Below are 19,327 nucleotides of genomic sequence, written 5' to 3'. Positions count from 1 at the left end.
TGCGCCCAGCCCGCATCATGCACGGACTTGGCCAGCCGGGTCCGGGCGAGACCGGTCACGCACAGATCTTCCACGTACACCGCTTGGTTGTCGCGGATCAACGTGGTTGACAGTTTGTGCTGCCAGTCTCGCCGAGTGTCGGCCACCTTGGCATGCGCCCTGGCGACCTTGAACACGGCCTTCTTGCGGTTCGCGCTGCCCCGCTGCTTGCGGGACAGGGACTGCTGCAACCGGCGCAGCTTGCGGGAAGCACGGCGCAGAAACTTCGGCGCGGCAATCTTCGTGCCGTTGGACAGGACCGCGAAATGGGTCAGACCCAGGTCGATGCCCGCTTCCGAACCCGTCTCCGGCAGCGGCGCGTCCGTGGTGGTCACAACAAACGACGCGAAGTACCGGCCCGCCGCATCCCGGATGATCGTGACCGAACTGGGCTCGGCCGGCAGCGTCCGCGACCACCGGACCGGCAGTTCGCCGATCTTCGGCAATCTCAGGCGCCCGTTACCCAATATCGCGAACCGGGAGTTCCTGGTGAAGCGAATCGCCTGCCGGTTGTCCTTGCGCGACCGGAACCTCGGCGGGGCGACCTTACGGCCCTTACGCGCGCCGGACAGCGAGGCGAAATAGTTCCGGTACCCGGCGTTCAGATCCGCCAGCGCCTGCTGAAGCATGGCCGCCGACACCTCCAGGGCCCCGGCAAAGTCATGCTGGCGGACAGCCGGCGGCCGGCCGGGATTTTGTGTGGATCGGACCGGGGGTAGCTGCCCGCGACCTGTCACGATGGTGCGCCTGGTGGCGACGGTGGTTCGGCTGGATGTGCTCGAGCGCGAGTGGCGTCGGAGATGGCGACTCCGGCGAGGACTGTGGTGGCGGCGAGGGCGACCAGCAGTGGCGGCAGGAGGAGCATCGCCGGTGTCAGGGCAGCCAGCACGACCAGGCCGATCGGCCGATCCCGGGATACGCGGGCGAAGACCGCGTACTCGAAGCCGGCACGCCCGGCGAGGAAGAGTGCGGGTCCGCCGAGGATGGCGGCGATCCAGGCCGGTTGCGTATGTCCGAACGGGTGGGTGATGACGAGTTCGTCGCCGACGGCGGTGACGACGATGCCGGCGACCATGACCAGGTGGGCGTATGACGTCGATCCGGCAAGGCGGGCCGGGTCGGGGGCCGTTTTGATGGCTGCGGCCGCCAGTTCCCCGGCGCGGTAGATGTAGATCCGCCACAGCAGCACGGTGGTGGCGATCGTCACGAGGAACGCAGCGGTCCGGTCGGGCGTGAAGGCGGTGCCGCGAAGCGCCAGTCCGGTGACCAGGATCAACTCGCCGAGCGCGATGATGTAGAACTGCCGGTAGCGTTCGGACAGGTGTTCGGCCATGGTCGGTAAATCCGACGGGGGCGTGCGGCCGATCCGCGGCGTGGGGTAGTAAAGCGCGTATGCGGCGTAGTCCAGGGCCACCGCGAGTGTCCACAGCGCCACACGCGCCGTCCCATGCGAGAGCGCCCCGGCGATCCACGGCACCGCGGTCACGCCGTACCAGAACAGTATCCGCCCGGAGGTGCGCCGCGGTGCGTGGCCCCGCAGGGCGATCACAAGGAAGATGTTGGTGCCGATGAATAGGGCGACGAATACCCCTGCGAAGACCAGGCCTTGCCTGCCGAACGCGTCGGGCAGCGCGATCGCGATCACCAGGGTGCCCACCAAAGTTGCGATGACCAGCAGCTGTATCGCCAGTTGTTGCGGGTCGAACCTGTCGGTTATCCACGCCGTGTTGAACCAGACCCGCCACAATGTCAGCAGCAGCAACAGCGTCTGGAAGGCGCCGCTCCAGGTGAGATCCTGGATCAGCGCGTGCGAGAGTTGGGTGAGCGCGAAGACAAACGCCAGGTCGTAGAACAGTTCCAGGAACGTTGCCATCTGCGGATCCTCAGGCATGCGCAGCAGCTCGCCCGCCCGGCTCGTCGTCATCGGCTCGCCCGTTCTGTCGGCTTCGTGGCAGCGTTGAAGCAGTCGTACCACGCTGCCGCGCCTCCCGGTGCCGACAAGACGATGCCCAGGGTTCTCGCAACGAGTGACGAGCTGACGCGGCGTGGCGGGTGGGCCAAGCAGTTTGGGTGAGTCTGAATCGAGAGTCATGCCCGCTCAGGGCCCCGGTAAAGTCGTCAGGTGATGCCGAGTAGGGCCAGGGGCCGGGTGCTGTCGCGGGCGTGATGTCGGTTGGCGGCGGCGATGTTGGTGATTCCGGCGGTGCGGAGTGCGCCGATGGCGTCGTTGCGGAGGGCGGCCATGACCTCGGGCCCGGTTCCGGTGCGGATCTGGGATCGGTCTTCGTCGTAGGTGACGTCCCGCACCCAGTGGATCTTGTTTTCGATGGACCAGTGGCCGCGGATCCACGCGGCCAGGTGTGCCGGTTTCGCTTGGTGCACGCGCAGGTCGGTGATGGCGTAGACGGTCTCGGTGGTGAAGCGTTTCGGCTGGTCCAGGCGCCGTCTGCGGCGGCGGATCCGCAGTGCTTGGGCGGCGTGTGGGAAGTCGATGCCGGTGGAGATCGTCAGGGCCTTCAAGGTGCGGATCTCGCGGCGGCCGTGCCCGCGGTCGGTGTCGCGGAAGGCGTCGGGGACGGCGCGCCAGGGCAGACCGGCGAGTTGGGCATGCAAGCTGGGCTGGTTGCCCTTGACGGTCAGGATCCAGTGCGCGCCGCGTTCGGCGAGGTAGTCGACGTGCTCACGCTGGCAGTGCAGCGCGTCGGCGGTGATCACGGTGTCGCGCAGGTCGCCGATCTGGTCGAGCAGCGGTGCGAATCGGGTGATCTCATTGGTCTTGCCGTCGACGTCGGTACTGGCCAGGACCACGCCGGCCGCCTGGTCGCAGGCGGCCATCACATGCCGGGCCGCGTTGCCGGTGGTGCGCGAGCCGCGTAGGGTTTTGCCGTCGACCGCGATCGCTCGCCGGGACGTCGACGTGCCGGCAGCAGCCCTGCCGGTAAGCCAGACGCTGACCGCCGCGGTCAGTAGCTGCGGGTCTATGGCCTGCAACAGCCGGCGAATCATCGCCTCGGACGGGCGCCGATCCGGGGCCATGCCCAGCGCGAGCGCGGTCGCCGCCGGCACGTCGGCGACCCACTCAGCGATCGCGGTGTACGACCGGTCGCCGGCCACCACCGCGCACACCGCAGCGCTCACCACGACCGTCAGCCGGTGCCGGACACCCCCCCGGGCCCGCGGGTCAGGCAGATCGGCCAGCGCAGCGAGCAGTCCACCAGCGGCTTCGGACACGGTCAGAGCCGGTGCACGCGACACCGACGAGATCAGCGATGATGGCAGGGCGGGCATGACTCACTTCGGCGATCAACACGGCGTAGGAACCTTGATGATCTTCCGAACCAGTCATGCCCGTCTTGCCGCCATCAACAACGGCGCTTCTACTCCAGTCCACTCAAGTCGGGCACCGCCACGACTTTGCCGGGGCCCTGCCGACACCTCGGACAGCCACGCCCGCTCCGGGGTAGTCTTCGCCCGGGTGATGACCCGCTTTGACAACTCCCCGTCCGACACATACGGCAACCCCTGCTCACGGGCCTTCTGCCGGGCGCGCAGTCCGTCGTTGAACACCACCCGCGCACACCCAAACGCCCGCGCCAACGCCTCCTGTTGGCCCGGCGTCGGGTACACACGATAGTTGTACCGAAGCTGCACATCGGACACTCTGCCATCGGCCTACGACACAAATGAACGGCGTGCGTACAGGCAGGCCCGCGGTTTCACCTTTCGCACCCATCTGGTCCTCGTCGAGCGTGTCGTCTCGACGGTTGCGTCAGGGGCGGGGGTCGCCGCCGGACGGCGGGCCGGGCCGACCGTGGTCATTACGAATACGCCGCCAGAGGTACCAGGTGCGGGTAAATGGCCGACCGTCCCGCCTGGGCGGCGTCAGATCGCTGTCGCCTTGACGACCTTCCACTCCCCGTCGACCGGAACCATGGTGAGTACGACCCGGTTCTGGTCGACCTTCTCCCCCGCGGTGCTGACGTTGCGCCGGTACTGGTTGAGGTAGACGAGCAGCTCCACCCGGTCGGTGCCGGCGGTGACCACCCCGGTGGCGGAGACCTCGGCCAGCACCACCGCCTGCTGCTTGGTGGCGGTCTGCTTGAGGGTCGAGGTGGTGCTGGTGTACTCGTCGGCGAAGGCCCCGGTGGCGAAGGTGCGTCCGTTGGCGACGCTGTCGTCAAAGGTGCGGTAGTCGTACGAGAAGAGGGCCTTTGCGGCGGCCGGCGCGGTGGCCAGCGCCTGGCGTACGGCGCGGTCGCGCTGGCCGGCGCGGTGGTCGCCGTACCAGCCGGCGGCGGCGACGGCCACCGCGACCACGAGGGCGACGACCAGTGCCGGCAGGGCGGGGATCCGCCGCCGGCGCAGGGCGGTGGGAATGCGCATCGGGTTCCTCCTCCGGTCAGCCGACGAACTGCAGGCGGGACACCAGCCAGTCGCCGGAGTCGCGGTCACGGACCAGGTCCAGCTGGATGCGGTAGTGCGACGCGCGGCCCTCAGGGGCCTTGACGTTGCGGACGGTGGCGTCGACGGCCACCAGCACGACGGCGTGGCGGCGGTCGCCGGAGACCAGCCCGGCACGCAGCACCGACCCCTGCGACTGGACCTTGTTCTCCACCACCGCCGTGCGTACCTGCGCCTGACCACGGGTGAACTCGTCCCGGAAGTCGCCGGTCGCCCCGGCCACGATGCGTTGCAGGTCCCGGTCGACGCTGGCGGCGCTGACCGAGACGAAGTTGACACTGGCCTGCCGGGCGGCCGCCACGGCCTGCCGGTGGGCCTGGTCGGTGGCGCGGTCGACGTACCAACGGTGGCCGTACACCCCGGCTCCGGTCAGGGCCGCGGCGAGCAGGACGACGAGCAGGGCGACCAGCGCGCGGCGGCGGACCGGCGGACCAACGTCGTGCTGGGCGGCGCCGGCGACTGCTGCCGCCGGCGCGTCGTCGGGGTCGGGGTCGGGGTCGGGGTCGGGGTCGGGGTCGGGGTCGGGCAGATCCTCGACCTGGGCCGGGTCGCCGAGCACCGTCAGGTCGCCAGGCTCGGTCGGGTCCTCGACCGGTTCCCGGTCGAGGCGTTCCAGCACCTCGATCGGCTCGGCCGGTCGGGGCACGGGACGGGTGACCAGGCGACGTCGGGTGGGCACCGGCCCCCCGGACTTCGCGCCGTTGATCAGCTTCAGCGTGGTGTTCCTGCGGTTCGACACCGCCACCTCCTCGGGTACGCCGGTCACGGGGTCACCCCGGCGAGCAGCAACTGCTTCCACGACTGGTCACCGGCCGTCCGGTACTGCCCGCCGGTGCCACCGAACTGCAACGGTCGCCCGTCGGGGCCGAGCACCAGGCCGCTCGCCGGGTCGTAGCCCCCCGGGGCGCCCTGGTCGGACGGGACGGGTGCGGGTGTGGGCTCGCGTCCGGACGGCCGCGGCGCGTTCTGCGCCCCGCGTACGCTGGCGCCGGCGGCCCGTTCCTGGCCGCTGCACCGGGTGCCACCACCGCGGTAGACGCAGGACGGCGGGTCGCCCGCGTTGACGACGAGGCCGAGGTGGGCGGTGCCGTCGCCCGGGGTGACGGTGAAGCCGCCGGCCACCGCGACCGGGTAGACCACCAGTAGCTGCTCGATGCCGGGCAGCCGCCGGGCGGCGATCCCGTTGACGGTGATCAGGTTGCCGAGCAGGGTGCCGATGCTCGGGTCCAGTCCGCGCAGCAGCGCCCGCAGCTCGGCGCCGGCCGGCGGCCCGGTGGCGAGCAGCCGCCGCAGGTCCGGGTCGGCGGCGCGGACGGTGGCGGCCAGCTCCGCCAGGCCGGCCGACCAGCGGCGCAGCGCCGCCGTCGACTCCGCCTGGGTGGTGAGCACGGTCCGCCCGTCGCGGATCAGGGTCAGCGTCTCGGGCAGCCGGGCGTCGGCCTCGGTGAGCAGCGCGTCCCCGGCGTCGAGGATCCGCGCGAGGGCCTGCTCGTTGCCCTCGAAGGCGGTGCCCAGCTCGCTGATCAGCACGGTCAGGTCGTCCGGATCGATCGATCGGACCAGGGCGTCGAGGTTGGTCAGCAGCGTCTCCGGGGCGAGCGGGACGCCGGTGCGGTCGACCGGGATGACGGCGCCGTCGGCGAGGAAGGGGCCACCGTCGCGCTCCGGCCGCAGGTCGAGGTACTGCTCGCCGACGGCGGAACGCTGGGTGACCACGGCCCGCAGCGCGTCCGGCACCCGTACGCCCCGGTCGATCCGCAGGTCGGCGCGGACGCCGTCGGCGCGCAAGGCGACCCCGGTGACCCGACCGACGGGGACGCCACGGTAGGTGACCGGGGCGTTGGCGAAGATGCCGCCGGCCCGGGCCAGGTCCACGTGGACGACGTAGCCGCCGCCGAACAGCCGGTCGCCCAGGCCGACGTAGCGGAACCCGACGTAGCCGATGCCGAGCACGCTCACCAGCACGAAGGCGAGGACCTGGAGCTTCGCGGTGCGTCCGATCACGGGATCAGCCCTCCGCCCAGGACCTCCGGCAGGCCGCCGAGCTGGCCGGTGACCGCGCCGGTCACCGGCAGGACGCACTCGGCGGTGAGCACGGTGCCGGCGGGCAGTTCGGTGCCGGCCGGGAAGGCGGTGCCCGGCGGCACGATCCCCTTGGGCAGCAGCAGCCCACCGAGGGGCACCGCCGAGCCGGGTTTGAGCAGAACGCAGCCCTCCGGCAGGCCGCACTCCTTCGGCGGCGTCCACCGGGCCGGGAAGTCCTTCAGGTCGGGCAGGCACTTCAGCAGGGGCAGGTCGGGCAGCCCGATGCCGCCGGGCAGGCCGCCGGGCGAGGGCTTCGCGCCGCCCGCGGCGGGCGGCCGGGGCGCGGCGGGGGCGTTCGGCCGGGCGGCCGACCGGACCGGGGCGGGCGCGGCGGCGACCAGGTTGGCCAGGATGCTGGCGGCGTCGAGGTCGGCGGTGACGGAGAGGTTGACGAAGTCGCCGACGATCGCGCCGGTGACGTTGGGCGGGAACGGGTACGACAGCATGAAGTCCAGCGACTTGGGCAGGTCGTCGCCGGCCCGGGCGAGCTGTTCGAGGATCGGTTGCAGCGCCCGGACGCTGGCCAGGGTGTCGTCGCGGCTGCGGTCGACCACCCGGGTGCCGACCGCGCCGAGTTCACCGAGGGCGGTCAGGGCCGTGGTGAGCTGGGTCCGCTGCTGGGTCAGCACGGTCAGGCCGGGGGCGAGGGAGTCCAGCGCATCGCCGACGACCTGCCGCTGCCGGGCCAGCCGCCCGGTGAGCCGGTCGAGCGCGTCGATGGCGCGGACGATGTCGCTCTTCTGCCGGTCCAGCCCGCCGATGAAGGTGTCGAGCTGCCGCAGGGTGTCCCGGACGTCGGACTCGCGGCCGTCGAGGGCCTTGCCGAGTTCGGCGTTGATGGTCCGCAGCTGGGCCAGGCCGCCGCCGTTGAGCAGCAGCCCGAGGGCGGCGAGCACCTCCTCGACCTCGGCGCCGCGGGTGGTGCGGGACAGCGGGATGAGGTCGCCGTCGCCGAGGCGCCCGCTGGCCGGCCCGGTGGGTGGCGGCGCGACGGCCACGTACTTCTCGCCGAGCAGGCTGCTCTGTCGTACGGCTGCGGTGGCGTTGGCGGGCAGCCGCACCGCGCGGTCGATGCGCAGCCGGACCTGGGCGTGCCAGCCGGACAGGGAGATCTTCTCCACGGTGCCGACGGTCACGTCGTCGACCTTGACGGCGGCCCGGGGTACCAGGTCGAGCACGTCGCTGAACTCCACGGTGACGGTGTAGCCGTCGCCGCTCGGCGCCCCGCCGGGCAGCGGCAGGTCGGCGAGCTCGGGCAGCCCGCAGCCGGCGGGTAGCAGCGCCGCCACGACGGCGGCGGCCAGCGCCCGCAGCGCCCGGGCGGTCATGCCGGCCCCCGCAGGATGCCGCCCAGGGTCGGGTCGCTGGTGCGGGTGGAGCCGCCCGGCGCCTCGTCGGCGGTCGGCGCACCGGGGGAGCTGATGGAGCCCGGTGGGGACCCGCCGGCCGCCGGGGCGCCGGGCGGCAGCTTGAGCAGCTTGCGCAGCTGGTCGGTCAGGGGCAGGCCGCGGGAGCGCAGCGTCTGCGCCAGCGCGGTGCATTTCGCCGGCACCTGGCCGGCGGGAAGCTGGTCCACCATCAGCGAGCAGACGAAGGTGGCCGGGTCGTACGGGCCGAGGGCGTTGTCGCGGGTGTCGAGGGTGCCCGAGCGCGGGTTGTAGGCGAGGCTGAGGTTGTTCACGGCCAGGGGCGCCACGTCGAGGATGTCAATGACCGCCCGCTGCTGGCGCACCAGCACGCCGGTGAGGTCGGTCAGCGCGGCCACGTTGTCGCGCAGCGCCGCCCGGTTCTGTCGGACGAAGGTGGTCACCTCGGCCAGCGCGGCGGCGAGGTTGCGCAGGGCGGCGGCCAGTTCCTCCTTCTCCCCGGCGAGCTGCTCGGCGACGTCGGCGAGCTGCTGGTTGAAGCCGCGTACCTGCTGGTCGCTGCGGGCCAGCGTGGTGGTGAAGCGTTGCAGGTTGGCCACCGAGCCGAACAGGTCCTGCCGGCCGTCGGCGAGGGTGGTCAGCGCGCGGGACAGCCCGTCGAGGGTGTCATGCAGGTTGCCGCCGTTGCCCGCGAGGTTGGCCCGCCCGGTGGCGACCAGGTCGGACAGGGCGCCCTCGCGGTTCGCGCCCTGCGGGCCGAGGGTCCGGTTGAACTCGTCGAGCGCCTGGTAGATGTCGTCGATCTCCATCGGGGCGGCGGTGCGCTCGACCGGGATCTCCGCGCCGTCGGCCAGTGCCGGCCCGCCGGTGAACGCCGGGCTGAGCTGGACGTACCGGTCGCTGACCACGCTGGGCGGGACGATCAGCGCCTGGGCGTCGGCGGGGACGGCCACCTCGGGGTCGTAGCGCAGCTCGACCCGTACGGTCCGGCCCTGCGGGGTGACCGCCTCGACCTCGCCGACCCGGACGCCGAGCACCCGCACGTCGGAGCCCGGGTACACCCCGACCGCCTTGGTGAAGTAGGCGAGCACCCGCCGCTGGGGTGGCTCGTGACGCCACAGCACCACCCCGGCGGCGACGGCGGTCAGCAGCACGGTCGCGGCGGCCAGGGGGCGGCGCCAGCGCTGGATCGGGCCGGGCATCAGCGTCCTCCCGTCGTGGGCAGGTACGGCTGGAGCAGGCCGTCGACGTACGAGTCGAACCAGCGGCCGTTGCCGACCACGTTGGCGAACGCGGTCAGGAACGGTCCCATCCGGCGGATGGTCTGCTCCAGGTCGTCGCGGTTGCGTTGCAGGATGGCCACCACCTCGCGCAGCTTGCGCAGGGCCGGTTCGAGCTGGGCGCGGTTGTCGGCGACCAGTCCGGACAGTTGGACGCTGAGGTCGCTGGTGCCGACGAGCAGCCGGTGGATGGCGTCGCGGCGGCGGCTGACCTCGGCGAGCAGCTGCTCGCCGTCGGCGACGAGCTTGCGGAACTCGGCGTCGCGTTCGGCGAGCACGCCGGTGACGTCCCGGGCCCGGGCGAGCAGCGTCCGCAGCTCGGCGTCGCGGCTGGCGACGGTCCGGGACAGCCGGGACAGCCCGGTCAGCGAGGTGGTGACGCTGGCCGGGGTGTCGGCAAAGGTCTGGGAGAGGGTGTCGAACGCCTGGGCGAGCTGGTCGGTGTCGACCTTGTCGAGGGTGTCGGCGAGGCCGGTGACCGCCTGCACCACGTCGAACGGCGCGGCGGTGCGGGCCAGCGGGATCTGACCGTCCTCGGCCAGCTTCCCCGGTCCGGCCGGCGACAGGGCCAGGTACTTCTGCCCGAGCACGGTCTTGATCCGGATGGTGGCGCCGGTGTCGCGGCCGAGCCGTACCCCGTCGTCGTCGACCCGGAAGCGGACCCGCACGTACGGCTGGGCGCCAGGGGCGAGTTCCACCCCGGTCACCGCGCCGACCCGGACCCCGGCCACCCGTACCTCGTTGCCGGTGGCGAGGCCGCTGGCGTCGTGGAACGCGGCCTGGTACGTGCGGCCGGTGAGGGCGGCCAGCCGGTCGAGCTGGAAGGCGCCGAGCAGCGCGGCGAGGATCAGAGCGAGCCCGAGCGCGCCGACGAGGACCGGATTGCGTTCGCGGAAGGGTGTCACTGGCTGCCTCCGGTGGCGCAGCGGGCGGCGGGGGCGCTGAACGTGGCCGGGTTCAGCGGGGCCCGGCCGGCGACGGCCACCCGGCCGTCGAAGTCGCAGAGGTAGAAGTTGAACCACGAGCCGTAGGAGGCGACCCGGGTCAGCGCCTCGTAGCGCTGCGGCAGCCGGCCCAGGGTGCCGTCGATGACCGCGGAGTTGCGGTTCAGGGTGCCGGCGAGGTCGTCCAGGGCGCGGACGTCGGCGGCCAGCGGCGGCCGCACCTGCTCCAGCAGCGACGCTGTCGTGGTGGTCAGCTCGCCCAGGTTGACCAGCGCCTCGCCGATGGCGGTGCGGTCGGCGGACAGCCCGGAGACGAACTGCTGCAACTGGGCGATGCTCTGGTCCAGCTCGCGGTCCCGGGTGGCCAGGGTCGCCAGGACGCTGTTGAGGTTGGTGACCACCCGGCCGATGACGGCGTCCCGGTCGGCGAGGGTGTTGGTCAGCGAGGCGGTGCGGCGCAGCAGGCTGGCCACGGTGCCGCCCTCGCCCTGCAGGACCTGGATGATCTCGTATGCGAGCTTGTTGACGTCGTCCGGGTCCAGCGCGGTGAACAGCGGCCGGAACCCGTTGAACAGCACGGTCAGGTCCAGCGCGGGCGTGGTCTGGGTGAGCGGGATCAGCCCGTCGGCGCGCAGCGGCCGGCCCTCCCCCGGGCCCTCGCTCAGCGCCACGTACCGCTGGCCGACGAGGTTCCGGTAGCGGATCTTGGCGCGGACGCTGGTGGCCACCGGCACGTCCCGGTCCACGGTGAAGGCCACCTCGGCGACGGTGTCGTCGACCACCGCGATGTCGCTGACCTTGCCCACCCGCACCCCGGCGATCCGCACGTCGTCGCCGGGCAGCAGCCCGGTGACGTCGGTGAACCGGGCCCGGTAGGTGACCCCGTCGGGCGGGAAGGCGCCGAGGGTCTGGGCCAGCAGCGCGGTGGCGAGCAGGGTCACCACGGCGAAGACCACGAGCTTGACCAGCGCACCGGTCGTCCTTCCGGTCATCGGGCGTTCACCACCGCTCCGCGCAGCAGCGGCCCCCAGAGCAGGACCGCGATGTCGGGCACCTCCGCCGGTGGCGTCCCGGTGAGCCCGCCGACGAGGGGTTTGACCAGGGCGCTCTCCTCCCCCGTACCGGCCCGGCCCATCGCCGGGGAGGAGCCTGCGGCCGGGGCCGCGGCGCCGGCCGGCGTGCCGACCGGCAGGGGCGGCCGGGTCCGGGTGCCGCCGTGGTCGTAGCCGTCGGCGACCGGTACCTCGGGCGCGGGCACCCGCGGGTCGGGCAGACCCCGGCAGTCCGGGCCGTCGTGGGCGGCGTAGACCGGCTCGTCGCGGCCCCGCTCGTACGGGCCGCCGTCGCGGGTCACCTCCAGGGTGATGTGCATCCGCCCGCCGGCGAAGACCTGCTCGACCCGGGGTTGCAGGGCGACCAGCCCGTGCACCAGGCACGGGTACTCCGGGGCGTAGGTGGCGAGCAGTTCGAGCACCGGGCGGCTGACGTCGCCGAGCCGGATGAGCTGATCGCCGTGCCGGTCGAAGAAGCCCCGCGCGGTGTCGGCGGTGTCGGTGGTGTCGGCGAGGAACGCGGCGAGCTGGGTGCGCTGATCGGTGACCGTGCCGGCGGTGACGGTGACGTCGCGCAGCAGCGCGAGCAGGTCGGGCAGCGCGGCGTCGTAGCCGTCCAGCACGACGGCGAGCTGGCGGACGTCCTCGGCGATGGTGGGCAGCGCCGGGTTGAGCTGGCGCAGGTACGCGTCGAGCCGGGTCAGGTTCGCCCCGAGCTGGTCGCCGCGCCCCTCCAGCGCGGTGGCGATGGCGCCGAGGGTGGCGGCGAGCTGGTCGGGGTGGATGGACTGGAGCAGCGGGAGCGCCTGGTCGAGGACCCGTTCCAGCTCGACGGCGGTGCGGCTGCGGTCCTGGCTGATGACCGCGCCGTCGCGGAGCGGCCCGGCGGTGCTGGCCGGCGGCGGGACCAGCTCCACGTACCGCTCGCCGAAGAGGGTCTTGGGCAGCAGCCGGGCGCTGACGTCGGCGGGGATCCGGCCGGTGGTGGCCGGATCGAGCGCCAGCCCGATGACCGCCCCGCCGCCCGAGCTGCGGACCGAGCGGACGTCCCCGACCACGACGCCGCGTACCTTGACGTCGGCCCCGGCGAGCAGTTGCAGGCCGGCGCGGTCGGCGTGCAGGGTGACCCGCTCGACCGGGGTGAACGCCTTGCGGTACTGCAGCACGGAGGCGGTCAGCGCCGCGGTCAGCACGGCGACGAAGACGATGCCGAGGATGCGGTGTCTCATGTTCACCCCGCGATCCGGACGGTGGTGGTGGCACCCCAGATGGCCAGGGACAGGAAGAAGTCGACGACGTTGACCGCGACGATGGCCGTGCGGACGGCCCGCCCGACGGCGACGCCGACGGCGGCGGGGCCGCCCTTGGCGGTGTAGCCGTACCAGCAGTGCACCAGCACCACGATCACGCTGAAGACCAGCACCTTGCCGAACGACCAGAGCACGTCCCCGGGCGGCAGGAAGAGGTGGAAGTAGTAGTCGTAGGTGCCGGCCGACTGCCCGAAGTAGAAAACCGCGATGGTGCGGGTGGCGAGGTAGCTGGTGAGCAGGCCCACCACGTACAGCGGGACGACCGCGACGAACCCGGCGATCATCCGAGTGGTGACCAGGAACGGCAGCGACGGCACGCCCATCACCTCCAGCGCGTCGACCTCCTCGGAGATCCGCATCGCGCCGAGCTGGGCGGTGAACCCGCAGCCGACGGTGGCGGACAGCGCCAGCGCCGCCACCAGCGGCGAGATCTCCCGGGTGTTGAAGTACGCCGAGACGAAGCCGGTGAACGCGCTGCTGCCGATCTGGTCGAGCGCCTGGTAGCCCTGCAGGCCGACCTCGGTGCCGGTGAAGAAGGTGAGGAAGCAGATCACGCCGACGGTGCCGCCGAGCACGGCGAGCGCGCCGGAGCCGAAGCTGACCTCGGCCAGCAGCCGGACCACCTCCCGCCGGTAGCGGCGCAGGGTGCGCGGGGTCCAGGCGAAGGCGCGTAGGTAGAAGGCGAGCTGTCCGCCCAGGTCGTCGAGGTAGCGCAGCACTGCCACGTCAGCTTCCCTTCTGCGGTACGACCTGGAAGTACACGGCCGTGACGACGAAGTTCAGCGCGAACAGCAGCATGAAGGTGACGACGACGCTCTGGTTGACCGCGTCGCCGACCCCCTTCGGGCCGCCCTTGGCGTTCATCCCCTGGTAGGAGGCGACGAGCGCGGCGGTGGCGCCGAACAGCGCCGCCTTGATCTCGCCGACCAGCAGGTCGGGTAGCTGCCCCAGGGCCTGGAAGCTGGCCAGGTACGCCCCGGGCGTGCCGCCCTGGAGCACCACGTTGAAGGTGTAGCCGCCGGTCACCCCGACCACGCTGACCAGCCCGTTGAGCAGCACGGCGACCAGGATGGCGGCCAGCACCCGGGGCACCACGAGGCGCTGGATGGGGTCGATGCCGAGGACCTGCATCGCGTCCAGCTCCTCGCGGATCTTGCGGGAGCCGAGGTCGGCGCAGATCGCCGAGCCGCCGGCGCCGGCGATGATCAGCGCGGTGACGATCGGGCCGGCCTCACGGACGACGGCCAGCACCGACGCCGCACCGGTGAACGACTGCGCGCCGAGCTGCCGCACCAGGGAGCCGAGCTGCAGGGCGATCACCGCGCCGAACGGGATCGAGACCAGCGCGGCCGGCAGGATCGACACCGAGCTGACGAACCAGGCCTGCTGGACGAACTCGCGGACCTGCACCGGCCGGCGGCCGAGGCCACGCAGGGTGTCCAGGCAGAACGCGAAGAACTCGCCCGAGCGGCGGAGGGCGGCGACCGGGGCACTCACGCCGCCACCTCGCTCCGCTCGGCGGTGGGGTGAAGCGCCGCACCGCTGAGCCGAACGGCTGGCTCGCTCCGCTCGCTCACCGGATCACCTCCGGCAGCTCGACGGTGGGCCGCTCGGCATCCCACCGGCCCTCGAACGACCCGGGTGGCGGCGTGACGCCGTGCTCGCGGCACCACTGCCCCGGCGGGCGCTCGGCGCGCCGCGGCAGCCCGTTCGAGGACGGCAGCTGCAGCGGGATCGGCGGCAGCGGCGGCAGCTCCACCCCGGCCTGCGCCTCGGCGGCCAGTTCGTCGGCGTCCTTCTCCTCCGCCATGCCGATCGGGCCGATCCGCTGGGCGTTCAGGAACTGCCGGACCACCGGTTCGGTACTGGACAGCAGCATCTCGCGCGGGCCGAACATGGCCAGGTGCCCGTGGTAGATCAGGCCGATGTTGTCCGGCACCGTCCGGGCGGTGTTGATGTCGTGGGTGACGATCAGGAACGTCGCCCCGGTGCGCTGGTTGAGGTCGATGATGAGCTGGTTGAGGTACGCGGTGCGGACCGGGTCCAGCCCGGAGTCCGGCTCGTCGAAGAGGATGATCTGCGGGTCGAGCACCAGCGCCCGGGCCAGGCCGGCCCGCTTGCGCATGCCGCCGGAGATCTCGCCGGGCAGCTTCCGCTCGGCGCCGACCAGGCCCACCATGTCGAGCTTCTCGGTGACCACTGCCCGGATCTGCGACTCGGACTTACGGGTGTGCTCACGCAACGGGAACGCCACGTTGTCGTAGATGGTCATCGAACCGAACAGCGCGCCGTCCTGGAACAGCACGCCGAACAGCTTGCGCACCTCGTACAGCGCCCGCTCGGACAGCCGCGGCAGGTCCCGGCCCTCGATGACGATGGAGCCCCGGTCGGGCCGGAGCAGTCCGACGAGTGTCTTCAGGAACACCGACTTGCCGGTGCCGGACGGTCCGAGCAGGACGGAGATCTCCCCCGCCGGCAGCGTGAGGGAGACGTCCGACCAGACCGGCTGGCCACCGAAGGACTTCGTCAGTCCCCGTACGACCACCTCGACGCCCATCGGCCCTCCCGTCGCCTCTTCTGCCAGAGACATCGCGGCGGTAGGCCCAGACGCAACACATGTGTTTTGGGTTTTTTCGGCGCCGGACCGCGTCGGCTACGACCCAGGGTGCTGCTGCGGCTGGCGGCGGCGCCCGGCAGCAGGGAGAGCACGACCGTGAGGCGGAGCGTTCAGCTCCGCCTCACGAATCGGTCCCGATTTTCAGCTGTCAGCGTTTGCCGGCCTGGCGGACCACCCGCTGCGCCAGATGATCCAGGGCGGCGAACTGCACCTCGGTCAGCGGGTCGGTGTTGTTGCCGCCCGTGCCGTGGGAGACCCCGTACGGGTTTCCGTCGACGAACTTCAACGGGTCGGTGTAACCGGGCGGCACGATGATGCCGCCGAAGTGATAAATGCTGTTGTAGAGAGCCAGCAGCGTCGCCTCCTGGCCGCCGTGGGGCGTCTGCGCGGCAGTGAAGCCCGCGTACACCTTGTCGGCCAGCAGGCCCTGCACCCACTGCGGGCCAAGGGTGTCCAGGAATTGTTTGAGCTGGCTGGAGACATTGCCGTAGCGGACAGGGGTGCCGAACAGCACGGCATCCGCCCAGACGACGTCATCCGCGGTGGCCTTCGGCTCGTCCTTGGTCCGGTCGAAGTGTTGGCTCCACGCCGCGTTGGAGGCGATGGCCTCGGCGGGAGCGAGCTCGGGACACTGCCGAAGGCGGACTTCAGCGCCGGCCTTCTGCCCCGCCTCTGCCAGCCGTTCGGCCATCGCATGGACGGTGCCGGTAGCCGAGTAGTAGATGACGGACAGCTTGACGCTGGTCATGGCAGATTTCTCCTGGTGTGGCTGCCCGCGCGGGGCGGCTGGTTCGATCCTCAGCGAGTCCCCAGCCTATGGGCCTTTCGCGGCGTTTCGCGGCTGTTTCACCGGATCTTCGCTTGATCGAAAATGACGGCGCACGCCCTCGGCCGGATGAACTGTCACGCGGTCACCGGAGTCCGCAGGCAGGCTGCGGCAACTACTCTTCGGCAGGTCAACGCTACGAGCGGCGAGCTATGCAAACTCGGCCAGGCTGGATAGCGTGCTGGCAACCAGCCGGTAACGAGGATGCCTCGCGAACGTATGACCACAGTGATCGAGCCAGAGCTCGTCCGTCGGGCCGCCGCAGGCGACCGGGCGGCGACGTCGGCGCTGCTCGCCGAGGTACGCCCCGGCCTCGTCCGCTACTGCCGGGCCCGCCTGGGCCGCATCGGCGGCGCGTACGCCACCGCCGACGACGTCGCCCAAGAGGTCTGCCTCGCGGTGCTGCGGGCGCTGCCCCGCTACCGCGACCAGGGCTCGCCGTTCGCCGCCTTCGTCTACGGCATCGCCGCGCACAAGGTGGCCGACGCGCAACGCGCGGCTGTCCGCGACTCCGCCGTCACCCCCACCGACGCCCCGCTGGAGCAGCCCGACGCGGCGCCCGGGCCGGAGCAGCAGGCGGTCGCCACCGACCTGGCCCGGCGGCTGTCGGTGCTGCTGAAGCAGCTGCCGGAGACGCAGCGGGAGATCATCCTGCTGCGGGTGGCGGTGGGCCTCACCGCCGACGAGGTGGGGGCGATCGTCGGAATGACGGCGGCCGCGGTGCGGATGGCCCAGTCCCGTGCCCTGGTCCGGCTCCGTACCCTTGCCGGGGACGCACTGGACGAGGTGGCGGCATGAGTGAGCGCACGCCCGGCGGGGAGGAGGCGATGAACCTCGAGGTCATCGCCCGCGACGACCTGCTGCTCGACGCGCTCGGCCGGGGCGAGGAGGCGCCGGCCGACGACGCCGTCGCGGCCATGCTCGCCGCGTGGCACGCCGATGTCGCCGCCGACCTGACCGCGCCGGCCGAGCTGCGGCCGCCCACCCCGACCCGTGACGGCGACGCGCCCGGCCCGGCGGTGCCGCTGCGGTCGGCCCATCCCGTCCGCCGGTCCCGCCGCTGGCCGCTGCGCCTGGCCGCCGCGGTGATCGCGCTGGTGGCCCTGGTGTCGGGGATCGGCATCGGTAGCCGCAACGCCGGGCCGAGCAGCCCGCTGTGGACCCTGACCAAGCTGCTCTACCCGCAGCAGGCCGAGGTACGCGGCGTCGAGGAGACCATCGCGCGGGCCCGCGCGGCACTCACCGCCGGCCGCCTCGACGAGGCGCAGCGGCTGGTCGACCAGGCGCGCCGCGAGCTGGCCGACATCACCGACCCTGCCACGGTGGACCGGCTCCGCGCCCAACTCGACGAGCTGGCCCGCCAGCTCACCGCCGCGCGGACCGACGCCACTCCGCCGGCCGCTCCCCCGGTCCCGCCAGCGCCGTCGGCCCCGCGCCCCGGCCGGAGCGCCGGCGCGACAACCCAGGCCCCCGCGCCGGCGCCGAAGCCGACGAAGCCGGGTGCCGGGTCGACGCCCCACGCCTCGCCGACCGGCGGCGGTGGCGACCCGCTGCTGCCGCTGCCCGAGCTGCCGCTGCCGGCTCCCAGCCCGTCGCTGCTGTCGCCGCTGCCGGACCTGCCTCTGCCGCTGCCCACCGGTGGCCTGCTCGGCTGACCCCGCCCGCCCCACCTCACCGGGACGCCGGGACGCGTCCCCGCGACGACGTACCCGACCTCCGTTAGGGTGCAGCCCGTGAACAGCGCGACAACGCCGGGCGAACCCGTCAGCGGCCGGCGGGCCCGGATGACCACGAGCCGGTGGCTGGGCATCATGATGCTGACGATGACCGTGCTGGTGCTGACCGGCGGCGCGGTCGGCGCGGCGGCGCTGACGCACACCGCCGCGGCGTCCAACCGGCTGGCCGACCGGATCTCCCCCGCCCGCACCGCGGTCGGCCGGCTGGAGAGCGGACTGCTGGAGCAGGTGGCGGCCGTGCGGGGGTACGTCATCACCGGCAACCCGGCGGTGCTGCGCTCGTACGACGACGGGGTGGCGGCCGAACGCGCGACGGCGGACCGGGCCCGCGGCCTGCTCGCCGACGAGCCGGCGGCGCGGCGCGAGCTGGACGCGGCGGTCGCGCTGGCCGACCGGTGGCGGGCGGAGTTCGCCACCCGGCTGATCGCGGCGCGGCGGGCGGGGACCCGGCCGGAGCAGCTCGCCCCGGTGGTGGAGCGCAGCCGGCTCGCCTTCGACGCCGCCCGCGCCGTGCTGACCACCCTGGAGGCGCGGCTGGACCGGGTGCAGGCGACCGGGCGCACGGATCTCGACCGGGCCCGGGCCCTGCGCGACACGCTCTTCGTGGCGATCCTGGCCGCCCTGCTGCTGTCCAGCATCGTCATCTCGGTGCTGGTCCGGACCACGATGCTGCGCCCCCTCGGCCGGCTGAGCGCGTCGGTGCGGCAGGTCGCCAGCGGCGACTTCGACCACCGGCTCCGCCCGGAGGGCCCGGCGGACATCGCCCGGCTCACCACGGACGTGGAGGCGATGCGGCAGCGGGTGGTCGACGCGCTGATGGTCAGCCGGCGGGACCGGGACACGCTGGAGCAGCAGGCCGCCGAGCTGCGCCGCTCGAACGAGGACCTGGAGCAGTTCGCCTACGTCGCCTCGCACGACCTGCAGGAACCACTGCGCAAGGTGGCGTCGTTCTGCCAGATGCTGCAACGCCGGTACGACGACCAGCTCGACGACCGGGGCCGGCAGTACATTGGGTACGCCGTCGACGGGGCCACCCGGATGCAGGACCTGATCAACGACCTGCTGGCGTTCTCCCGGATCGGGCGGGTCTACAGCGACGACCGGGAGGTGGACCTCGCCGAGGTCTTCGCCCAGGCCGAGTCGAACCTGTCCGGGCCGATCGCCGAGGCGGACGCGGAGATCACCGCCGACCCGCTGCCGGTGGTGCACGGCGACCCGACCCTGCTGACCATGCTCTGGCAGAACCTGCTCGGCAACGCGGTGAAGTTCCGCAGTCCCGACCGGGCGCCCCGGATCCGGGTCACCGTGGCCGAGGACGCGGCCGGTTGGTCGTTCGCCGTAGCGGACAACGGCATCGGCATCGACCCTCGGTACGCGGACAAGATCTTCCTGATCTTCCAGCGGCTGCACCCACGCGGCTCCTACCACGGCACCGGCATCGGCCTCGCGATCTGCAAGAAGATCGTCGAGTACCACGGCGGCACGCTGCGGCTGGACGACGGCCACGCCGAAGGCGCCCGGTTCGTCTTCACCCTGCCGCGGCTGGCCTCGGCCGTCGTACCGGAGCAGGCGGGCGCGCGGGCGCCGGTGGTCCCGGCCTGAGCCCGGGA

General features: G+C 72.6%; 19 protein-coding genes. 3 read left to right on the top strand and 16 right to left on the bottom strand.

The window, feature by feature from the left end:
* The 16 genes from I8N68_RS14660 to wrbA all read right to left on the bottom strand — a co-directional run.
* Positions 1–668, bottom strand: a 668-nt coding sequence (locus I8N68_RS14660) for an RNA-guided endonuclease InsQ/TnpB family protein (protein ID WP_234039671.1), incomplete at its 3' end; no start/stop codon positions are given.
* Positions 669–772: 104 nt separating this feature from the next.
* The gene (locus tag I8N68_RS14655) at positions 773–1,963 is read right to left on the bottom strand and encodes a low temperature requirement protein A (RefSeq protein WP_200210509.1); all 1,191 of its coding nucleotides are present in this window, start codon (positions 1,961–1,963) and stop codon (positions 773–775) included.
* 194 nt (positions 1,964–2,157) lie between these two features.
* A complete protein-coding gene (locus I8N68_RS14650) occupies positions 2,158–3,327 on the bottom strand; it encodes an ISAs1 family transposase (RefSeq protein ID WP_234039669.1) in 1,170 nt (389 codons plus the stop codon).
* 54 nt (positions 3,328–3,381) lie between these two features.
* On the bottom strand, positions 3,382–3,690 hold the full coding sequence (locus I8N68_RS33610) for a helix-turn-helix domain-containing protein (RefSeq protein ID WP_307812830.1): 309 nt from the start codon (positions 3,688–3,690) through the stop codon (positions 3,382–3,384).
* A gap of 231 nt (positions 3,691–3,921) precedes the next feature.
* Complete coding sequence (locus tag I8N68_RS14640; RefSeq protein WP_200210506.1) at positions 3,922–4,422, bottom strand: hypothetical protein; 501 nt, start codon at positions 4,420–4,422, stop codon at positions 3,922–3,924.
* Positions 4,423–4,438: 16 nt separating this feature from the next.
* On the bottom strand, positions 4,439–5,266 hold the full coding sequence (locus I8N68_RS14635) for an Rv1363c family protein (RefSeq protein ID WP_200210505.1): 828 nt from the start codon (positions 5,264–5,266) through the stop codon (positions 4,439–4,441).
* A complete protein-coding gene (locus I8N68_RS14630; RefSeq protein ID WP_200210504.1) occupies positions 5,263–6,504 on the bottom strand; it encodes an MCE family protein in 1,242 nt (413 codons plus the stop codon). Before I8N68_RS14630 ends, I8N68_RS14635 begins: the two co-directional genes overlap by 4 nt.
* Positions 6,501–7,913, bottom strand: coding sequence for an MCE family protein (locus tag I8N68_RS14625; protein ID WP_200210503.1), 1,413 nt, complete (start codon positions 7,911–7,913; stop codon positions 6,501–6,503). The genes I8N68_RS14630 and I8N68_RS14625 overlap by 4 nt, the downstream gene beginning before the upstream one ends.
* Positions 7,910–9,154 carry an MCE family protein gene (locus I8N68_RS14620; protein ID WP_200210502.1) on the bottom strand — a complete coding sequence of 415 codons (1,245 nt, stop codon included), beginning with the start codon at positions 9,152–9,154 and terminating at the stop codon, positions 7,910–7,912. Before I8N68_RS14620 ends, I8N68_RS14625 begins: the two co-directional genes overlap by 4 nt.
* Positions 9,154–10,137 (bottom strand): MCE family protein, encoded by a 984-nt coding sequence (locus I8N68_RS14615; protein ID WP_200210501.1) that lies wholly within the window; start codon positions 10,135–10,137, stop codon positions 9,154–9,156. The genes I8N68_RS14620 and I8N68_RS14615 overlap by 1 nt, the downstream gene beginning before the upstream one ends.
* A complete protein-coding gene (locus tag I8N68_RS14610; RefSeq protein ID WP_200210500.1) occupies positions 10,134–11,168 on the bottom strand; it encodes an MCE family protein in 1,035 nt (344 codons plus the stop codon). The genes I8N68_RS14615 and I8N68_RS14610 overlap by 4 nt, the downstream gene beginning before the upstream one ends.
* Positions 11,165–12,457, bottom strand: coding sequence for an MCE family protein (locus tag I8N68_RS14605; RefSeq protein ID WP_200210499.1), 1,293 nt, complete (start codon positions 12,455–12,457; stop codon positions 11,165–11,167). The genes I8N68_RS14610 and I8N68_RS14605 overlap by 4 nt, the downstream gene beginning before the upstream one ends.
* A gap of 2 nt (positions 12,458–12,459) precedes the next feature.
* The gene (locus I8N68_RS14600) at positions 12,460–13,263 is read right to left on the bottom strand and encodes an MlaE family ABC transporter permease (RefSeq protein WP_200210498.1); all 804 of its coding nucleotides are present in this window, start codon (positions 13,261–13,263) and stop codon (positions 12,460–12,462) included.
* Position 13,264: 1 nt separating this feature from the next.
* Positions 13,265–14,035: an MlaE family ABC transporter permease gene (locus tag I8N68_RS14595; RefSeq protein WP_200210497.1), complete on the bottom strand. Its 771-nt coding sequence runs from the start codon at positions 14,033–14,035 to the stop codon at positions 13,265–13,267.
* A 76-nt stretch (positions 14,036–14,111) separates the two neighbouring features.
* On the bottom strand, positions 14,112–15,095 hold the full coding sequence (locus tag I8N68_RS14590) for an ABC transporter ATP-binding protein (RefSeq protein WP_200210496.1): 984 nt from the start codon (positions 15,093–15,095) through the stop codon (positions 14,112–14,114).
* A gap of 208 nt (positions 15,096–15,303) precedes the next feature.
* Positions 15,304–15,903 carry an NAD(P)H:quinone oxidoreductase type IV gene (gene wrbA / locus I8N68_RS14585; protein WP_200210495.1) on the bottom strand — a complete coding sequence of 200 codons (600 nt, stop codon included), beginning with the start codon at positions 15,901–15,903 and terminating at the stop codon, positions 15,304–15,306.
* Between the two features lie 306 nt (positions 15,904–16,209).
* Between wrbA and shbA the strand changes: the two genes are divergently transcribed.
* The 3 genes from shbA to I8N68_RS14570 all read left to right on the top strand — a co-directional run bounded on the left by shbA (position 16,210) and on the right by I8N68_RS14570 (position 19,319).
* The gene (gene shbA / locus I8N68_RS14580; protein ID WP_307812829.1) at positions 16,210–16,779 is read left to right on the top strand and encodes an RNA polymerase sigma factor ShbA; all 570 of its coding nucleotides are present in this window, start codon (positions 16,210–16,212) and stop codon (positions 16,777–16,779) included.
* Positions 16,776–17,636, top strand: a complete 861-nt coding sequence (locus I8N68_RS14575; protein ID WP_200210493.1) for a hypothetical protein — start codon at positions 16,776–16,778, stop codon at positions 17,634–17,636. Before shbA ends, I8N68_RS14575 begins: the two co-directional genes overlap by 4 nt.
* 78 nt (positions 17,637–17,714) lie before the next feature.
* Positions 17,715–19,319, top strand: coding sequence for a sensor histidine kinase (locus I8N68_RS14570; RefSeq protein ID WP_200210492.1), 1,605 nt, complete (start codon positions 17,715–17,717; stop codon positions 19,317–19,319).
* Positions 19,320–19,327 lie beyond the last annotated feature (8 nt).

It is taken from the genome of Micromonospora coerulea (genome assembly GCF_016598485.1).
Taxonomy (GTDB): domain Bacteria; phylum Actinomycetota; class Actinomycetes; order Mycobacteriales; family Micromonosporaceae; genus Micromonospora; species Micromonospora coerulea.
This window is presented reverse-complemented; position numbering and strand designations above follow the sequence as displayed.

Bases quoted from the DNA above. Each gene is read 5' to 3' on its own strand.
- I8N68_RS14655 (WP_200210509.1), bottom strand. From the start codon at position 1,963: ATGACGACGAGCCGGGCGGGCGAGCTGCTGCGCATGCCTGAGGATCCG.
- I8N68_RS14650 (WP_234039669.1), bottom strand. From the start codon at position 3,327: ATGCCCGCCCTGCCATCATCGCTGATCTCGTCGGTGTCGCGTGCACCG.
- I8N68_RS14640 (WP_200210506.1), bottom strand. From the start codon at position 4,422: ATGCGCATTCCCACCGCCCTGCGCCGGCGGCGGATCCCCGCCCTGCCG.
- I8N68_RS14625 (WP_200210503.1), bottom strand. From the start codon at position 7,913: ATGACCGCCCGGGCGCTGCGGGCGCTGGCCGCCGCCGTCGTGGCGGCG.
- I8N68_RS14620 (WP_200210502.1), bottom strand. From the start codon at position 9,154: ATGCCCGGCCCGATCCAGCGCTGGCGCCGCCCCCTGGCCGCCGCGACC.
- I8N68_RS14610 (WP_200210500.1), bottom strand. From the start codon at position 11,168: ATGACCGGAAGGACGACCGGTGCGCTGGTCAAGCTCGTGGTCTTCGCC.
- I8N68_RS14605 (WP_200210499.1), bottom strand. From the start codon at position 12,457: ATGAGACACCGCATCCTCGGCATCGTCTTCGTCGCCGTGCTGACCGCG.
- I8N68_RS14590 (WP_200210496.1), bottom strand. From the start codon at position 15,095: ATGGGCGTCGAGGTGGTCGTACGGGGACTGACGAAGTCCTTCGGTGGC.
- wrbA (WP_200210495.1), bottom strand. From the start codon at position 15,903: ATGACCAGCGTCAAGCTGTCCGTCATCTACTACTCGGCTACCGGCACC.
- I8N68_RS14575 (WP_200210493.1), top strand. From the start codon at position 16,776: ATGAGTGAGCGCACGCCCGGCGGGGAGGAGGCGATGAACCTCGAGGTC.